The sequence below is a fragment of the Okeania sp. SIO3I5 genome (genome assembly GCF_010672085.1).
Lineage (GTDB): Bacteria > Cyanobacteriota > Cyanobacteriia > Cyanobacteriales > Microcoleaceae > Trichodesmium.
Map to the genome: position 1 here is coordinate 1 of NZ_JAAHHT010000197.1, position 17723 is coordinate 17723.

The 17723-nt window shown below is 38.7% G+C and carries 15 protein-coding genes; 8 read left to right on the forward strand and 7 right to left on the reverse strand.

The features are described from left to right. Positions 1 to 1537: 1537 nt before the first annotated feature. From F6K40_RS30210 to F6K40_RS30220, 3 genes are all read right to left on the reverse strand, one after another. Positions 1538 to 1699 carry a hypothetical protein gene (locus F6K40_RS30210; protein ID WP_293141254.1) on the reverse strand — a complete coding sequence of 54 codons (162 nt, stop codon included), beginning with the start codon at positions 1697 to 1699 and terminating at the stop codon, positions 1538 to 1540. Positions 1700 to 1918: 219 nt separating this feature from the next. Further along, complete coding sequence (locus tag F6K40_RS30215; protein ID WP_293141256.1) at positions 1919 to 3001, reverse strand: bifunctional heptose 7-phosphate kinase/heptose 1-phosphate adenyltransferase; 1083 nt, start codon at positions 2999 to 3001, stop codon at positions 1919 to 1921. Between the two features lie 747 nt (positions 3002 to 3748). Further along, the gene (locus tag F6K40_RS30220; protein WP_293141258.1) at positions 3749 to 4291 is read right to left on the reverse strand and encodes a response regulator; all 543 of its coding nucleotides are present in this window, start codon (positions 4289 to 4291) and stop codon (positions 3749 to 3751) included. A 761-nt stretch (positions 4292 to 5052) separates the two neighbouring features. Between F6K40_RS30220 and lipA the strand changes: the two genes are divergently transcribed. The 8 genes from lipA (at position 5053) to F6K40_RS30255 (ending at position 13229) form a co-directional block, all read left to right on the forward strand. Beyond that, positions 5053 to 6030, forward strand: coding sequence for a lipoyl synthase (lipA, locus tag F6K40_RS30225; protein WP_293141260.1), 978 nt, complete (start codon positions 5053 to 5055; stop codon positions 6028 to 6030). Between the two features lie 268 nt (positions 6031 to 6298). Beyond that, complete coding sequence (locus F6K40_RS30230) at positions 6299 to 6757, forward strand: hypothetical protein (RefSeq protein WP_293141262.1); 459 nt, start codon at positions 6299 to 6301, stop codon at positions 6755 to 6757. A 572-nt stretch (positions 6758 to 7329) separates the two neighbouring features. Next, positions 7330 to 7758, forward strand: coding sequence for a lactoylglutathione lyase (gloA, locus tag F6K40_RS30235; protein WP_293141264.1), 429 nt, complete (start codon positions 7330 to 7332; stop codon positions 7756 to 7758). Positions 7759 to 8881: 1123 nt separating this feature from the next. Beyond that, a complete protein-coding gene (clpB, locus tag F6K40_RS30240) occupies positions 8882 to 11599 on the forward strand; it encodes an ATP-dependent chaperone ClpB (protein ID WP_293141265.1) in 2718 nt (905 codons plus the stop codon). A 132-nt stretch (positions 11600 to 11731) separates the two neighbouring features. Then, positions 11732 to 12262, forward strand: coding sequence for a hypothetical protein (locus tag F6K40_RS30245; protein WP_293141266.1), 531 nt, complete (start codon positions 11732 to 11734; stop codon positions 12260 to 12262). Positions 12263 to 12387: 125 nt separating this feature from the next. Further along, on the forward strand, positions 12388 to 12486 hold the full coding sequence (locus F6K40_RS41460) for a DUF6888 family protein (RefSeq protein ID WP_375340608.1): 99 nt from the start codon (positions 12388 to 12390) through the stop codon (positions 12484 to 12486). Beyond that, positions 12483 to 12695: a DUF6887 family protein gene (locus F6K40_RS30250; RefSeq protein WP_293141268.1), complete on the forward strand. Its 213-nt coding sequence runs from the start codon at positions 12483 to 12485 to the stop codon at positions 12693 to 12695. The genes F6K40_RS41460 and F6K40_RS30250 overlap by 4 nt, the downstream gene beginning before the upstream one ends. A gap of 162 nt (positions 12696 to 12857) precedes the next feature. After that, entirely contained in the window at positions 12858 to 13229 is a 372-nt protein-coding gene (locus tag F6K40_RS30255) for a ribbon-helix-helix domain-containing protein (RefSeq protein ID WP_293141270.1), read from the forward strand. A 104-nt stretch (positions 13230 to 13333) separates the two neighbouring features. Here the strand turns inward: F6K40_RS30255 and F6K40_RS30260 are convergent, their stop codons facing one another. From F6K40_RS30260 to F6K40_RS30275, 4 genes are all read right to left on the reverse strand, one after another. Then, the gene (locus tag F6K40_RS30260) at positions 13334 to 13720 is read right to left on the reverse strand and encodes a HEPN domain-containing protein (RefSeq protein ID WP_293141272.1); all 387 of its coding nucleotides are present in this window, start codon (positions 13718 to 13720) and stop codon (positions 13334 to 13336) included. Then, complete coding sequence (locus F6K40_RS30265) at positions 13717 to 14061, reverse strand: nucleotidyltransferase domain-containing protein (RefSeq protein WP_293141274.1); 345 nt, start codon at positions 14059 to 14061, stop codon at positions 13717 to 13719. Before F6K40_RS30265 ends, F6K40_RS30260 begins: the two co-directional genes overlap by 4 nt. 412 nt (positions 14062 to 14473) lie before the next feature. Then, positions 14474 to 15721, reverse strand: a complete 1248-nt coding sequence (locus F6K40_RS30270; protein ID WP_293141276.1) for an ATP-binding protein — start codon at positions 15719 to 15721, stop codon at positions 14474 to 14476. Then, the gene (locus tag F6K40_RS30275) at positions 15718 to 17328 is read right to left on the reverse strand and encodes a tetratricopeptide repeat protein (RefSeq protein WP_293141278.1); all 1611 of its coding nucleotides are present in this window, start codon (positions 17326 to 17328) and stop codon (positions 15718 to 15720) included. Before F6K40_RS30275 ends, F6K40_RS30270 begins: the two co-directional genes overlap by 4 nt. Between the last annotated feature and the right edge of the window lie 395 nt (positions 17329 to 17723).

The window sequence follows — 17723 nt, forward strand, 5'->3', positions numbered from 1 at the left end:
CTAACCCGGTACTTGGACTTAGACTTGGACTTGGACTTGGACTTACTCATATCTACTTTGGTGTAGGTTTTTCGTGCCATGCACTATTATTTTTACCCTATTTCCTTCCTTTGTGCAACAAAGCCATCGTGATTCCTAAATAAAATCTCGCCCTCCTTTAAACTTGAGCGATAACTATCAAACAAGCATTATGGTGACATTGATGATTCAAACAAACAACTGTAAATATTTCTACTCGCTAGAGTTTCGGCAACAAATCAAGTAAACTAGAGATAAATATCAGAAAAATTAGAATTAAGAACAAACCAAGTCAATGATGGAGAAAAAAAACATAAAAATCACCAATTATCAAACCCTTAAACTTATCCACGAAAGCGAACGAACTCTAGTCTATCGTGGTCGAAATATTAGACATCTCCGAAAATTCAAAATCAAATCAATTCTCCCATTTGAAATTATCTATTCTTTTTTCCTGTTCCCAGATCCGCTGTTTCCTCTTTTCTGGAGATGTCTAGAGGGAGTAGGGAGTAGGGGAGTAGGGTAGGGACGTATCGCTGCGCGACATGTAACGCATTAATGCTCAAGCAACGTCCGTACGGAGAAATAAAATATTGGAATAGCATGAATTTTTAAATTTGTATTCAGTAGAACATCTGTATTAAGAGAAAGTAATTTTGCAATGACTGTATAACCGGATTCTATATCAGAGAATATTTACAATCCTAGATTTTTTGAGTCCTGTACTTCCCACACTCCCCACACCTCCGACACCTCCCACACTTCGCAATCATATAGAATCCGGTTATATAGTATATGTTCATAATTCTATCTACACTTTCTACTCCCCATCTTCCCATCCCCCCATCTCCCTATCCCCCCAACTATATAACAAGTATTCAACCGGATCTTATATCATAGAATCCATTTGGGATCTATATAGAGCTTGCTGATTAAATCTAAAAGTATTTACAGATAAAGGTTTTAGCCATTTTACAGTGATTTTTATTTGGGTGAACCACAGTAGGGGCGATTTCGTTCCGAATGCTGTCGCTTTCCGCGTAATTAGGAGCATGACCTTAGTGGTACTTAAACATTTTCTGGTAGGAAAAATGCCTCCAAGTCTCTCTAGATAAGGGAATTACGTCGATGCCCTAAAAATGGCTAGAACCGTTGGTAATTCAAGATTTATGCTTTTTGAAAGTAAAAGCCTTTGCCTGTCTATATTTGAGCCTGTTTTTGGGGGGTTTATTTTGTTTAAGTCCCGTTAGGAAATCGCCCCTACCATATTTTATATAAAATCCGGTTATACAGTAATCGCAAAATTACTTCCTCAACTAAAATATGTTAAGCATGAATACGAATTTAAAAATTTATGCATTTTCATTTCCTTTCTTACTCCTAACTCCTACCTCCTACCTCCTAACTCCTAACTCCTAACTCCTAACTCCTTACTCCTTACTCATTACTCATTACTCATTACTCCTCAGTAATACGATAACTAATTACCCGGATTCTATATTACTTGTGACAATGTGGTTTATTGATTTGAAAAGCGCTGTAAGTCGTGAAAAAGTATCAGTTTGTCGGTGAAAAGAGCTGCATAAAGTGAGGATTTTGGGATAACGCGAGGCAGAAAAATCAAGGAAAAATTATTTCTCCTACTTTCCCACACTTCCGACACCTCCCACACTTCCCACACTTCTCACACTTCCGACACCTCCCACACTTCCGACACCTCCCACACTTCCCACTCTTTGCTTTTTTCAGCAAACCCTATATAGTGTCCTTGCGTAAGTCCTGATAATAATGTTCTGTCAAATAGAAACTGTTTGTCAACTAAAAACCTCTCTCCTGCAAGGAGAGAGGTTTTTACACCCCCATCCCCTTGGAGGGAAGGGGACAGGGGGGTTAGGTTTTCCTACCCCACCAACACTTTCAAAGTCTCCCACAATTCATCCACCGTAGTAGTCGCCGTACCAAACGTACGCACCACCACACTAGCTGCCAAATTTCCCATCACCGCCGCTTCCCAAGTCGAAGCACCAGCACCCAAAGCTAAAGTCAAAGCTGCAACAACCGTATCGCCAGCACCAGTCACATCAAAAACATCAGTCCGGTTAAAAGCAGGAATATGCCAACAATAGATAGTCGCACCCCCATTTCCAGAAATAGTCAAACCAGGAGGAGAAAACTCAGAAGGAGGCAGGCGATCGAACAAACTCATTCCTTCATCACCACGGGTAATCAAAATTTGCCGTGCATCCGTCAACTCCAACAGATCGCACCCTGCCCGATAAAGACTCTCAAAATCAGAAATAGCATATCCCACCGCATTCTCCGCCTCCGGAAGATTAGGAGTAAATAAACTTGCACCCCTGTAACGTTCCAAATTTTTCTGAGTATCAACAATAGTTCTGTGAGAATGAAAAATAGTTGCCTCAATAGTTGGTTTTGTCAGAACACCATCTCCATAGTCAGAACAAACTACAGCATCCACCATACCAACTTGTTGCTGGATAGACTCCGCCAACTGTAATTGTAGATCGACATCCGGCAGTTCGTCAGACTTTCGATCCACCCTAACAATTTGTTGAGTCACAGACTGACGAGCATGAGCAGAAATTCTAGTTTTAGTCACCGTAGGGCGCTTAGAGTCAACCAAAATTCCCGTAGTATCAACTCCAGCAGATTCAAAAATCTGACGCAGCGCCATACCCTGCTCATCTTTTCCCACCAAACCAACAACCTTAACCTTAGCGCCCAACTTAGCCAAATTATAAACCGCATTAGCTCCACCCCCTGGTACTCGCTCCGTAGTTTTGTGACGCAAAATTAATACAGGTGCTTCGCGAGATATCCGTTCCACCTGACCAGTCATAAATTCATCCAGGGTTAAATCTCCCACTACTAACACCTCAACTTGAGAAAAACCTGCCAGTAAATTAAGTAGTCGAGGCGTAGAATTTTTGAGTTGAGCGAGAAATTCTGAGTCTAAAAGCATAATTGAATGAAGGAAGAAGGAAAAGGAAAAAGGAAGTAAGAAGGAAGTGTGGGGAGTGTGGAAAGTGTGGTCTGGGTGGGTAGAAAAATACACCTAAAAATGTAGGTTGGGTTGAACGGAGTGAAACCCAACACAACCTTACTACTGTCGGGTTTATCCTAACGGATAAGCTAGCGCTTTTCATGTCGCGGAGCATGACTATTATGAAAACGCATTTTTGTTATGCAAGGTCTGTACGGGACCCACCCCTAACCCCTCCGAGTCGGGGAAGATTGTTGTTAGGTTTCGTCATACCTCTTAATCCGTATATCCGTGGCATAATCCGTGTGAGCACCTCAACCCAACCTACACCTATTGTACCATTTTAGATATGTCAGTCTAGTGGAGCATTTCAGCTAAAACTGTGCATTAGTGCATTAGGGAGTAGGGTAGGGACGTTTTGCTGACGCAAAGCTCCGATTTATCCTGACGGACTGCTCCGCTTTCCATGTCGCGACAGCGAAACGCGGAGCGATATGAAACGCATTTTTGTTATGCAAGGTCTGTACGGGACCCACCCCTAACCCCTTCCAGGAGGGGAAGATTGTTGTTAGGTTTCGTCATACCTCTTAATCCGTATATCCGTGGCATAATCCGTGTGAGCACCTCAACCCAACCTACATCTATTGCAACATTTAAAATGAAACAGTCTACTACTGGACTCCATGCCTACTTTTGAATTTTGAATTTTGAATTTTGAATTTTGATCTACTTCAACTTTTGTTTAACAATAGTCACAAGTTGATTCATTTGTTTTTTCAATGCCGCAATTTCAGCTTCCATTTTCTTAACTTTAGCTTCCAATGCCTCAGTTGTGCCAGAACCATCTCCTGATTCTACCTTCTCAGCAGTATCATCAGCAGGGCGCTCTTTGGCCAACTTAAATGCTAATTGAATAGCTGCTGTTAATTCTTTTTTCTCAAAAGGTTTCTCTAGAAAAGCAAAATAATGTTTTTCAAAGGGTTCGGGAATTTTTTCTGCTACTTCTTCCTTACGACCTGACATTAGGACTAAAGGAATCTTTTTCAATTTTTCATTGGATTGAATTTTTTGAAACACCTCCCAACCAGTAACTTTAGGCAGCAGAAAATCCAACATAATCAAGTTAGGACGTTCCTTGACAATAAATTTCAGTCCCTCTTGGCCATCCTTTGCTTCGAGAACATTAAAGTTTCCTTGAGGAAGCATTTCCTTGACTCTAACTCTAATAACTTTACTATCATCAATAACTAAAATTTTGTGTCCTGCCACGACTTGCGCCTCCAGTGATGAGTTGGTGTTTTCAAATTAATCTTATCTATATTTATCAAAAAAATTGGGTCTAAAACCCCGCCTTTTAAGGCAAAATCTTTTTGGAGCGTTACTCTAATCCCCGTTACAAAAACAAATTCTGTAGGGGCGAGCAAGCGAATCGCCCCTACTGACTACTGACTACTGACTTCGTTAAATAATCAGCCATAAGTATAGCTAAATCCTGGCTTTTATATTCATTTGTTCTAATACAAAAACCTATAAAATTATTATTTTTAATTTTTTTATTATAACTTTAGCTCAAAAATCCGCACTTTTTTTTTTAATGGAGCGTTGTATGGGCAGAACAATCAATGTTGCGCTTCTTACATTTTTATGTTATTATACTAGGGCTTCTTGGTCTAGCATTGACTAAGATAGCTGTCGAATTAGGGACTTTCTGTAGAGCAACCATTCTATCAATTCTAAAGATGTAAAGGCTTTGCACGCAGGTATGTCAAATCAATTAAAAATTATTAATTCAAAACTATAACCTCTGACTTTAGGCAGAGGCTTAAAATCAGGAAAATATTTTTGATTTTTTCGTTCTCAAGAACGAGAAAAAGAATTCTTAAATTAAACAATTATTGAAATTGACTTAGAACCAAAATTTTTGAACTTTGAATTTTGAATTTTGAATTCAGAAAATGGTCATAAACAGAAAACCTAAGTCGATGAGACTGATAAATTCCCCATTATTACAATTGCGCAACGTCAAAAAAATGTCAAGGCTACAAAAGAATGGTCAATTAAATGAGATGAAAGCCCAGATTCGGAGTATGCCAAAGTGGCTGCGACCTTCTTTGGGTAAAGCTAGTGATATTTCTACTGTACAAAAAATTATCAAGCAGCGTCAGCTCCATACAATTTGTGAGGAAGGTCGCTGTCCTAACCGAGGGGAATGTTATGCCCAAAAGACTGCTACTTTTTTGTTGATGGGTCCTACCTGTACCAGGTCTTGTGCTTTTTGTCAAGTGGATAAGGGTCACGCTCCAATGCCCTTGGACCCGGAGGAACCACAAAAAGTAGCTGAAGCTGTGGAGTTGTTGGGTTTGCAGTATGTGGTATTGACTTCTGTAGCTAGGGATGATTTGTCTGATGGTGGTGCTGGTTGGTTTGTGGCAACAATGACAGCTATTAGAGAGCGGAACCCAATGGCGAAAATAGAGGTTTTGACTGCTGATTTTTGGGGTGGTAGGGATGAACTGGGGACTGAGAAGTTGTCTGTTTCTCAAGCTAGACGGCAAAGAGGACGAATTGAGGTTGTGGTAAATGCTGAACCTGCTTGTTATAACCATAATATTGAAACGGTCTCTAGGTTACAACGTTCTGTCCGTCGTGGGGCAAGGTATGAGCGATCGCTTGATGTATTGCGAATTGTTAAGGAGTTAAACCCTAGTATTCCTACTAAGTCTGGATTAATGTTGGGACATGGAGAAACGGAAACTGAAGTGGTAGAGGCAATGACAGACTTGAGAGCAGCGGGATGCGATCGCATAACTTTAGGCCAGTATATGCGACCTTCCCTAGCACATTTGCCCGTACAAAAATATTGGACACCAGAAGAATTTGAGCAGCTTGGGGCGATCGCTAAACAAATGGGCTTTTCTCATGTTCGTTCTGGCCCTTTGGTGCGTAGTTCATATCATGCGGGAGATAGTATGGAATTCAAAATTCAAAATTCAAAATTCAAAAGTTAAGAGTGATCTGGCTTGTGAATTTTCCATACCTAAATACATGGAATTCAAAATTCAAAATTTAAAATTTAAAAGTTCAGAGTTATGTGGTTGTGTGTAAGGCTATAATTTTTAGTCTTTAAGTTAAAGAAATTACTTTTGACTTTTGACTTTTAACTTTTGACTAAAAAGTATGTTGACAAAATAGCCAAGTCTTATTTAAGATAGAACTATAAATAAAAAAATTAAAAACTCAGGCCATAATAATATATTTAACCTTCAGGTATATTTTATGAAAGCAACTATGGAAAATAAATATACTTCTACGAATCCTTTGGGTAGATTTGTAACTAGAGATGCATTATCATTTCATTTAGGAATTAAATCAGACAATATCTATAAAATTAGCTGTTGGAAATATGTCATTCATGTTGTAGGAAAAGGAAAAAGTAGATTTGTCAGTTATGCAGATATGCCACCAGTTTTAGGAGTAGAACCACCAAGAAAAGGAGATTTTGCTAAATGGCGAAAGCGAATAAAAACTAGAAAACAAAAATATGTACCTAAGTTTTGGGCACAGTTTTATGTCAAACAAATAGAGGATTCTAACTCAGTAGAAACATTGCTAAATTGGAAGAGTTTAGTTAGTCAATGTAAGTCATTAATCTCATTAGAAGGAGTTAAAAAAATCGATCAGGCTGTAACAGCAAGAAAACTTAAATTAGAGGAAGTTAGTAATCCTAGTTATTAAAAAAAATAGAAGTCAAAATATCACTGAGTATCTTAATTTTTGACAATTGAAAATTCAGTTATTAGTTATCACTGATAGCATTCAGCATTCAAAATTCATCATTCAGCTTTAATTAAAACTTTTAACTTATAACTTCTGACTTCTGAATTTTGACTGGGAGGTTTGAGAGCTGATTTCTGAGTCAATAGCAAGAATTTAATTTTTGAATTTTGAATTCCAACTTCTGACTGGGAGGTTTGAGAGCTGATTTCTGAGTCAATAGCAAGAATTTAACTTTTGAATTTGAACTTTTGAATTTTGAATTTTGAATTCCAACTTCTGACTGGGAGGTTTGAGAGCTGATTTCTGAGTCAATAGCAAGAATTTAACTTTTGAATTTGAACTTTTGAATTTTGAATTTTGAATTCAAACTTTTGACTGGGAGGTTTGAGAGTTTATTTCTGAGTCAATGGCAAGAATTGAACTTCTGACTTCTAAATTCTAAATTCTGAATTCTAAATTCTAACTTCTACTCCCAATATTAACCAAATTGCCTCACAATATAGGTGTAGTCAAAGAATAAGGAGTAAACCATGCGGTTATTACACACCATGCTACGAGTCAACAACTTAGAAGAATCCCTCAAATTCTACTGCGATGTCCTCGGTATGAAACTACTACGTCAGAAAGACTATCCTGGTGGCGAATTTACTCTGGCCTTTGTTGGTTATGGCGATGAGTCAGATCATACAGTATTAGAACTAACCTATAACTGGGGTACTGATAAATATGATTTGGGCAATGCTTATGGCCATATTGCCTTGGGTGTTGATGATATTTATAGCACTTGTGAACAAATCAAAGCACAAGGAGGCAAAGTTAGTAGGGAACCAGGGCCAATGAAACATGGTTCCACAGTTATTGCTTTTGTGGAAGATCCAAATGGATATAAAGTAGAACTAATTGATTTAAGTAGTCACAGTAGCAGCTCAGAAAAAGAAGTTGCAACTGCTACGAATTAACATATTACGGAAGAGGGAGGAGAGAAGAAGTTAAGGAAGTTAGAAGTTAGAAGTCAGAAGTTAAATTTTTACTTTAATTATACTGAAAGTTAAATACTATTTTTGGCTATCTTTCTTTGAGATGAAAGACTAAGGAAGGGTTGATTTATAGTAAACATTTTGATGGGAAAAATATAAGGCTAAAATGTATGATATTTTGTCATGATTTGGCAAAATCATAGACTTATTGAAGAGATAAATACAATCTGGAGTTAAACCTAAAATATATCTTCCTTCTTCCTTTTTTAGGAAATACTAGGGTTAAACTAACCCACAGTAAAATTAAACCTACCTAGCATATAGCAATAATTTTATTTAATTACCGAATAATTAGGGTTTGCTGAAAAAATCTTATGGGTGAGGGTAGGAGTCAGGAGAAAGGAGACTCGATACTGGAGGAGTAAAGAATTTAGAGAAGGCAGGAGGAAGAATTATCCCTTGGTTTTTCTGCCTCGCGTTAACCCAAAATTCTAACTTTTTAAGCTTTTTAGAGCAAAAATCTTGTACTTTTTCAAGACCTAAAACGGCTAAAACCTTTATCTTTAAATACTTTTAGATTTAATCAACAAGCCCTAATTATTAATGATTTAGGTGAAAAATTCAGGTGAAAAATTCAGGTGAAAAGCTTCCCCTTGAAAAGGTAAAAAATAAATTTTTTTCCTTCTTCGTCAATCATCTCCCTTTTAGGGAGAGCTAATTATTAATCATTAATTATTAATTGTTAATTGCTGAACACAGGACTTATGCAAAAATTCTATATAGCAATCCTAAATAGGTTGTAATATTTTATCGTAGGGGTTTGGTTTCCAAATCCCTATTTTGGCTTGGGTTTGGAGACCAAACCCCTACAGTTTTTTTCACAAATCATTAGGATTAGTATATTTATTGACATACTCCCGACGTTGCCCTTACGGGACTAATAGGGATTCTTCAGCCTGGTAAACCCTGACCGCCAAAAATTCGTAAGTTTTGTACCATCAAAAATCTGTAAGTATTCTGTATCGTCAACAGTCAGCAAAAGCTGAGAGCTGAATGCTAATAGCTGAATGCTTACAAAAATCGGAAAAAATTTAAAATAGTTAAAATGCAGCCAACTGACCCAAGCAAATTTACAGAACAAGCCTGGGATGCTATAGTAAAATCCCAAGATATTGCTAAACGCTACCAAAACCAACAATTAGAAGTAGAACACCTAATTATTGCTCTTTTAGAACAACAAGGTACAGCTAATAAAATTTTAAATCGTGCTGGTATAGAACCAGAAAGTCTCCTCAAACAAATAGATGCTTTTACTAAACGCCAACCTAAAGTTGGTAGTATAGAACATCTCTATTTAGGGCAAGGTCTGGAAATGTTTCTAGACTTGGCAGATGCAGCTAGAGAAAAATGGGAAGATAAATTTATTGCTGTTGAACACCTTGTACTTGCGTTTCACCAAGATAAACGTCTGGGTAATAAACTTCTTGGTGGTGCTGCTCCTCAACTACCAAGTCGCCCTGGTTTTGAACGCCCCCAAAGTAACTCAAAAGTTGAATTTGAAGAATTAGAGGCAACTATTAAAGCATTTCGAGGTAGCAGCAAAGTCGAAGACCAAAACCCAGAAGTTTCTTATGATGCTTTGGAAAAATATGGGCGCGATCTGACGGAGTTAGCTAAAGCAGGTAAACTTGACCCAGTTATTGGTAGAGATGAAGAAATTCGGCGTGTGGTTAGTTGTTTGTCTCGTCGGACAAAAAATAATCCTGTTCTGATTGGGGAACCGGGGGTGGGTAAGACAGCGATCGCTGAAGGTTTAGCTCAACGTATTGTTAATGGGGATGTTCCAGAGTCTCTGAAAGAAAGGCAACTTATTAGTCTGGATATGGGTAGTCTGATTGCTGGTGCAAAGTTTAGAGGAGAATTTGAGGAACGTCTCAGATCGGTTTTGCGAGAAGTTACCAACTCGGAGGGTCAAATAGTTCTGTTTATTGATGAGTTACATACTGTTGTTGGTGCAGGTTCGGGTGGCGGTAGTGGTTCTGGTGTAGATGCGGGAAATTTGCTTAAACCAATGCTTGCTCGTGGGGAGTTACGTTGTATTGGTGCAACGACTATTGATGAATATCGTAAACATATAGAAAAGGATGCTGCTTTGGAACGTCGGTTTCAAAAAGTAGAGGTTGGTCAACCTAGTGTTGAGGATACTATTTCTATTTTGCGGGGGTTGAAAGACCGTTATGAAACTCACCACGGTGTCAAAATTACTGATGCTGCTTTGGTTGCTGCTGCGACTTTGTCTAACCGTTATATTTCTGACCGCTTTTTGCCAGATAAGGCGATCGATTTGGTAGATGAAGCTGCTGCTCAGTTGAAAATGGAAATTACTTCTAAACCAGTGGAGTTAGAAGCTATTGACAGACGGATAATGCAGTTGGAAATGGAGAAACTTTCTATTGAAGGAGAGTTGCAAGGCAGTAATAAAAATAAAAATGCTGAAGCGACTCTACCTGCAAAAGTATCTCCCGCTTTACAAAGCATTACTAATGAAATTAATATTTTGAAGCAAAAACAGGAAAAATTTTCCTCTAAATGGTCTGGGGAAAAAGAGTTGTTGAATGCTATTAACTCCCTGAAAGCAGAAGAAGATAAAATAAAAGTACAAATAGAACAAGCAGAACGAGCTTACGATCTGAATACGGCAGCTAAGTTAAAATATGGGGAATTGGAAACTGTACATCGCGATCGCGAAGCTAAGGAAGCGGAGTTATTAAAAGTGCAAGCTCAAGGTTCCTCTCTCCTCCGAGAACAGGTGACTGATGCGGATATTGCGACAATTGTTGCTAAGTGGACTGGGATTCCGGTCAATCGTTTATTGGAGTCGGAACGCCAGAAGTTACTGCAACTGGAAAAACATCTACATCAAAGAGTTATTGGGCAGTCGGAAGCAGTGGAAGTTGTAGCAGCAGCTATTAGAAGGGCGAGAGCAGGAATCAAAGACCCAGGAAAACCTATTGGTTCGTTTATGTTTTTAGGTCCGACTGGGGTTGGTAAAACTGAGTTAGCGCGGGCGTTAGCGCAGTTTTTGTTTGATCGGGATGATGCTTTAGTACGAATTGATATGTCGGAATACATGGAGAAACACGCCGTTTCTCGGTTGGTGGGTGCGCCTCCTGGATATGTTGGTTATGATCAAGGAGGTCAGTTATCGGAAGCAGTAAGGCGACATCCTTATTCTTTGGTGTTGTTTGATGAGGTGGAAAAAGCGCACCCAGATGTTTTTAATGTTTTGTTGCAGGTATTGGATGATGGTCGAATTACTGATTCTCAAGGTCGGGTGGTTGATTTTAGCAACACTGTAATTGTGATGACGAGTAATATTGGCAGTGAGTATATTTTAGATGTGGCGGGAGATGATTCTAAGTATGAGGAAATGTATCAGCGGGTGATGAAAGGGTTGAGAAAACATTTCCGCCCGGAATTTTTAAATAGGGTAGATGAGATTATTTTGTTCCATACTTTAAGGAAGAGTGAATTACGTCAAATTGTGGCAATTCAAGTGAAGAGAATTGAACGATTATTAGGAGAACAAAAGATTAGTTTGAAGTTGACTGATGCGACTTTAGACCACATTACTGAAGTGGGATATGACCCGGTTTATGGAGCAAGACCTTTGAAACGAGCAATTCAACGACAGTTAGAAAATCCTTTGGCAAATCACATTTTGGAGAATAAATTTGTTGGTGGGGATGTTGTGGTAATTGATTGTATAGATGGTGGTTTGGTGTTTAGGAAACAAGAGGAGATAGAGTTGGTGAAAAGGTAATAATATGGTAGGGGCGAATGGCCATTCGCCCCTACATTCTTGCTATGAATACAATGGGAGCTTTTATTTCGCCAGTAAAAATTTTCAGGATTTGCACAAAATATTATATACATTATATTTAGGTGTGAACAGTTGTTTAACCTTGCTAGATATATCGGATGCGGTAATTTATTAAATAATGAAAAAAAATTAATGGTTATTCAGATGAGGAAAAATCGCTATTTTATAACTTTGTTAATTACTATATCCTTAGTATTTTTACTAGAAACATTCTTCAATAACACTCCCAAAAACGTTAATGCACAAGAGTATGACAATTTTCCATCCAGCTTTGTTGGTGTTTGGGAAGGTTCTGGTGTTCAAAATACAGGTAGTGAGTGGTCAATTTTTCTAGCACTAATTCCTGGATCAATTGATTCCATTGTTGGAACCATTGCTTATCCTTCTTTAATATGCGGAGGTGAATTAACACTTCAGAAACTTACAGAGGAAAAGATTGAATTATTTGAAAATATTACCTATGGAAAATCATCTTGTGTGAATCGAGGGTATGTTACACTTGAGTTTGTTTCTAGAAGAAAATTGAACTATTACTACAAAAATCAAACTGGTGATGAAAACTACGCAGCTACTGGTACTGTCCGAAAAGTTAGTAGTAATTAAACATGAAGTTAACAGCAACAGAATAATACAAGGTACGAGATAAACAAACTTGCCAACTGCTAAATAAAGCATTATATGTGTCATACTCTGTCAATCTTTAACTAATACATTTCATTCCTATTTTTATTGTTTGTATAGACGAACGAACAGGTAATTTATTTATCTTGGCAGGAGATAATATCGAAATAGAAATACATCTCGATGGTACTTGGAGATTCTTATGATAAAGCCAGATTTTAATAGTATGAATAAAGCTCAACTTAGAGCTTATGTTATTGCTCACCCTAATGATAAAAAAGCATTTCATATATTTGTCGATCGCTTAACTTCTAAAGCTCCAACAGAGACTTTTGATATTCCAAAGTCAATTGCTGAAATTGAAGAAGTTGATATTTTGATTAGAAAAAAATTAGAACAATTCAAAAAAAATTAGACAGGCAAGTTATAATTTATCTTAGTCAGGACTTACCCAGAACCAGCATATCTAGTAGTAGCGATTCTAGTAGTGGCGATTCGCGAATCGCCACTACACATGGTGTATGATTTGATATTTTTCGTAAGTCCTGTTAGTGTAGTTTATGTGTAAAAATTACCAATGAATATTAGTTTAAATTCAGAACAAATTGACTTGATCCAACAAAAAGTAAAAAGTGGCAGATATCAAGATGCCAATGAAGTTATTGTCGAAGCTTTTAGATTATTAGAAGAACGGGATAGAAACTATCAAATATGGATAGAAGAAACCCAAGAAAAAGTAGATATAGCTATTGAAGAAATCAGACGAGGTGAAGGAATAAATGGAGAAATAGTTATTAATCAGTTGAAAGACAAGTTACGTCAATCTCCTCCAAATCCAAAGCAAAAACAACCTCGTCCTATTGGTTTATGTGAAGGTGAATTTGTTGTACCAGATGACTTTAACTATCCTCTTCCTGAAGAAATTATTGACCTGTTTACTAATCACTGATAACTGATAACTGATAACTGATAAAGGAGTAGGGAAGTAGGAAGCAGGGGAGTAATTTTTTCCCCTAAAATTATCACTCTTAATAGGCTTACGATTTCAGCTAGCTAAGGCGGTAGTGAATCAACGTTGGTAGAGGCAAAATTGAGAATTTCATCAGCGCGAGATATGAGTTCTTCTGCCTCAGTTTCCTTAATATTCGGTTCTAAGTCGTAGTCACCCCTCACACGAATTCTTTCTGCATCAATAAGGTAACGATGATATTCTACTGGAATTCGTTGAGTCCGAGTAAATTCCCTACCAAAGGCAGCAATGACGGCTGAGTGTCGGGTGTAGGATAGTCCTTCTCCTTCCAGAAATGCGGTGGCTACATAAAACATAGCGTAATAGGCACGGGAAGCTGCAAATTCGGAAAAACCTGTATTGTTGAGCTGCCGTGCTGCTTGTAGACTTCTAGCTGCTTTATCTAATAGTATCTGTTGTTCTGGCGTCATAGAGTTATGCCCTCTGCACGGACGTTACGGAAAAATCGGCTATTGTGATGTTGGAATTGTTCGCTGGTGGCAAAGGCACAGCTAATTAAGACGTTGTACTCTAAGCAGATATCTGCGATTAAAAAACTAATACGATCGCTTTCTTGAGAGTAGTCGAAGGAATTTTTGAGAATGATCAGAATATCTATATCTGAGTCTAGTCTGGCATCGCCTCTTGCTTGAGATCCAAACAGAACTAATTTCTCTAGTTGTTCGCCGTAAATTTTTTCTAATCCCTGCCGAGTTTGGGCAGTTATTTCTTGTAGTTGAGGGTTGGTTGTTGGAGTTGGCAACTTTTGCATATATTTGAGAATTGGCTGCTGTTTTTCATTCAGGACTTACGCAGAGGAACCCAGAAACCCGGTTTCTCGTATATATTTATTGTCAGAAACAATGATTTAGCGTAGAAACCGGGTTTCTTTGCGTAAGTCCTGTCATTGCTATTTTAGCATGAGTTAATCAAAAGGAATGGAGGAGGGAGCGATCGCTTTAGTATAGAATTGTGTTTTCAAGCCTCATTATTGATCTATTTCTGATAAAATTTGTACAATTTTTGATTTTAAGTCTGGCAAATTATATTCTACAACAGCAAGATTTGAGAGGTTTCAAACCTGAACTGAGAGGTTTCAAACCCCAACCGAGAGGTTTCAAATCTCAACCGAGACGTCCAAAACCTCAACTGATAACTGATAACTGATAACTGAAATAACTTCCCTACTCCTTTGACGGTGGCAAAAGTATTGGGTTTGCTCGATATTCGGTAGATTTATCTGTGGGTAAGCGACGCACTAAGTCATGTTGCACTAACTTATCTATTATCGGTAACAGTTGACTAAATTCTTGCACTCTCATCCGCTTCAAATCATTCATTGTGGCGCTGGTGTCTGACAATAATCCTCTTTCTAATATTAAGTCAAGTACATAATAATCTTCTGGACTCAATTCTGACTGCCCCCGTAGTTCCTGACTGACGTATTCTAAACCTGCCAGAAATACTTCTGGGGTAATTTTTTCGGCGTTTAATTCTGCTGCTTTTAGTAATACATAGTGAGCGATGCGGTTAAACCAACGGGGAATACCTTCGGAACGTTGGCAGAGTTGTTTTGCTGTTTCTAGGGTAAAGGGATGAACGGTATCGGGGTTTTCTGGATCTTTGTCTGTTTCTGTGATGCGGGCGCTACTCAGATAGTTAATTAACATTTGATAGGTTGTCGGTTGATCTAATTCTTTGATTTCTAATGCCAGATCGAATAATCCTCTTTCGCTAATCAGCAGATCGCGTGTCAAACCTGAAGGATGCCCTGTTAATATAAACCAAGCATCTCCTTTGAGCATTCCTTGAGCATTATGTAATAGTTGACGGACGCGATCTGGATCTTGTTTGTCTAAGTCATCTATGGCAACAACAACACGAGTATATTTTTGCAGCGCCCTGTCTAATAAGTCTTCAAAAGCAAGTGTGGGAATTTGAGGCGGGTTAACTGTTTCGGTTTCTTCTTCAAAACTGCCTCCAAAACCTGCGATTTTTCCTTCAAATTTTGTCTTGGTTTTGCGAGTTAATTCACTGATTAATCCCATTTGCTTTAACTGTTGTTGCGCCCATTCATCGTTTGGCATACTTCGAGCTAGGGCAATCAGGGCAGCAGTTGCTAAGTCTGTTTTTTCAGTGGGGAGACTAATATATGTAGCGAGGGTATCTGTGCTTTTTCGTTGCAAGACGCTTAATACTTCCAGAATAAACGCTGTTTTGCCAATACCAACCGAACCGTAGACTAATATTCGCTTCCGTTCGCGCCCCCGCAACAAATTAAATATCTGCTTTAGTTCGTTGGTGCGGCCTGTGAAAACTTTATCGAGGTTTGAGCGCAAGCTAGAAGCACTTTCAGAAAAAGGTATTTCCTGAAGATTCCAGCTAGAGAATATGTTGCCCGTTTCATCCCAAAGTTGATCTGCTTCACTCATGTTGATTGTTTCTCTCTGATTTTGTGAATAAATTGGATAAGTTCCTGAGTATTCTCAATTCCTAGTTTGTGGTTGATTGTATCATAGATTTGCCAAGCTTGGTTTAATTCGTGTAAGGCATCGTCGATATATCCAATGGAAATCATTAGTCTACCTAATCCAGTTTTGCAAGTAGCTATTCCTGGTTGATTATTGATGTGTTGATAAATGCGGAGGGCGTCGCAATAATGAAGGCGAGCTTTGTCGAGGTTACTCATTAGATGATGGGTGCGTGCTATTTGATAGATTGTATCTGCACGAGATTCGAGGTTTTCTGTTTGGCGATAGAAGGCGAGGGTTTGTTCTAAGTGGGATAGTCCGTCATACCATTTTCCTTGCTGAACGAGTAGTTTACCAATGTTATGTTGAATTTCTGCCCATTCTTCAGGAAAGGCTTCACGGGTGTAGACTTCTGAGGCATTTTGATAGGCGGCGATCGCCAATTCTAGATTTTCTGATCGGAAAGCTTCAATGGGATTTTCCAGGTTCTCACCCCTGTAGTGACGGATTTTGTTACTATAGGTAGAGCCTAGGTTGTAGATTTCTAAAGCCTTTTTATGGGAAGCTATCGCCAATTCTAGATTTTCTGATTGGTAAGTTCCAACGGCATTTTCTAGATTCTGTGCCCGGTTGCCTCTGATTCTGTCACTGTAAGCAATACCTAGATTGTTTTGAGTCATTGCCCAATACATGGGCAAGTCTTTTTTGGTGTAAACTTCTAATGTCAGATTATATGCAGCAATAGCATTTTCCAGATTCTGTACCCGGTCGCCTCTGATTCTGTTTTTGTAGGCAATACCTAGATTATTTTGAGTCATTGCCCATGTATTGGGCAAGTCTTTTTTGGTATAAACTTCCAATGCCAGGTTATATGCAGCAATAGCATTTTCCAGATTCTGTGCCCGGTCGCCTCTGATTCTGTTTCTGTAGGCATTGCCTCGGTTGTTTTGAGTCATTGCCCAATACATGGGGAAGTCTTTTTTGGTGTAAACTTCCAAAGCCAGATTATATGCAGCAATAGCATTTTCTAGATTCTGTGCCCGGTCGCCTCTGATTCTGTTTCTGTAGACAATGCCTAGATTGTATTGAGTCGTTGCCCAATCTATAGGGAAGCTTTCTTTAGTACAAACTTCCAACACCAAATTGTATGTAGCAATAGCGTTTTCCAGATTTTGTGCCCGGTTGCCTCTGATTCTGTCAGAGTAAGCAATGCCTAGATTGTTTTGAATGGCTGCCCAATTTTCTCGGTTACCCTCGCGGGTAAAGACTTTTAGCACTGCTTCGTAACCAGCAATCACGATTTCCATGTTATTTGCTTTGTCGCTGAGTGGGAAGTTGCTGAGGCAGTAGCTGAGATCCCAAATAGTCTTGGCAGTGAATTCTGTTGTGTCTGTTTCTACTTCTGAGAGTTTAGCTGTTGCCCAGGTTTGTAGGAAGCGAACAAAGTTATTGTCAAGTTTGTCTAGGTTAGCTTGTAAAAGTGGGAAGGCTACTTTGGGGTCGCTATTGCTGTTGGCGATCGCCTCAGATACCTTCCTCAAGAAATCTAAATAATTTTGTTCATCCATAGTTCACTATTAACCTTTAGAAGATTATTCTATCTATTCAATCCGTCTTTCCCAGACTTACTTAAACCTCATTTCCCATTATATAGCAGTCGAAGCAAAGGTTAGGACAGTTCTAAATCCTGAAACCCTTGGATAGTTTCCTGTTCCCTGTTCCCTGTTCCCTATTCCCTAGCGCGTAGCGCTATAACTTTACTTCCGAGCAAAACAGCAGGAGCCAGACACAGATTTGGCCACGGATATACAGATTATCAGGACTTACGCAAAGAAACCCGGTTTCTACGGTAAATCCTTGTTTTTAACCATAGACATCTACGAGAAACCGGGTTTCTGGGTTCGCCTGTTATAATTAAAGCTTGTAGTATAGCTCTCAGCCCTATCTACAGTTCGGGCTAGAG

Bases quoted from the DNA above. Each gene is read 5' to 3' on its own strand.
- F6K40_RS30270 (WP_293141276.1), bottom strand. From the start codon at position 15,721: ATGAGTGAAGCAGATCAACTTTGGGATGAAACGGGCAACATATTCTCT.
- F6K40_RS30265 (WP_293141274.1), bottom strand. From the start codon at position 14,061: ATGCAAAAGTTGCCAACTCCAACAACCAACCCTCAACTACAAGAAATA.
- F6K40_RS30260 (WP_293141272.1), bottom strand. From the start codon at position 13,720: ATGACGCCAGAACAACAGATACTATTAGATAAAGCAGCTAGAAGTCTA.
- F6K40_RS30215 (WP_293141256.1), bottom strand. From the start codon at position 3,001: ATGCTTTTAGACTCAGAATTTCTCGCTCAACTCAAAAATTCTACGCCT.
- clpB (WP_293141265.1), top strand. From the start codon at position 8,882: ATGCAGCCAACTGACCCAAGCAAATTTACAGAACAAGCCTGGGATGCT.
- F6K40_RS30250 (WP_293141268.1), top strand. From the start codon at position 12,483: ATGATAAAGCCAGATTTTAATAGTATGAATAAAGCTCAACTTAGAGCT.
- gloA (WP_293141264.1), top strand. From the start codon at position 7,330: ATGCGGTTATTACACACCATGCTACGAGTCAACAACTTAGAAGAATCC.
- F6K40_RS30275 (WP_293141278.1), bottom strand. From the start codon at position 17,328: ATGGATGAACAAAATTATTTAGATTTCTTGAGGAAGGTATCTGAGGCG.
- lipA (WP_293141260.1), top strand. From the start codon at position 5,053: ATGTCAAGGCTACAAAAGAATGGTCAATTAAATGAGATGAAAGCCCAG.
- F6K40_RS30230 (WP_293141262.1), top strand. From the start codon at position 6,299: ATGAAAGCAACTATGGAAAATAAATATACTTCTACGAATCCTTTGGGT.
- F6K40_RS30255 (WP_293141270.1), top strand. From the start codon at position 12,858: ATGAATATTAGTTTAAATTCAGAACAAATTGACTTGATCCAACAAAAA.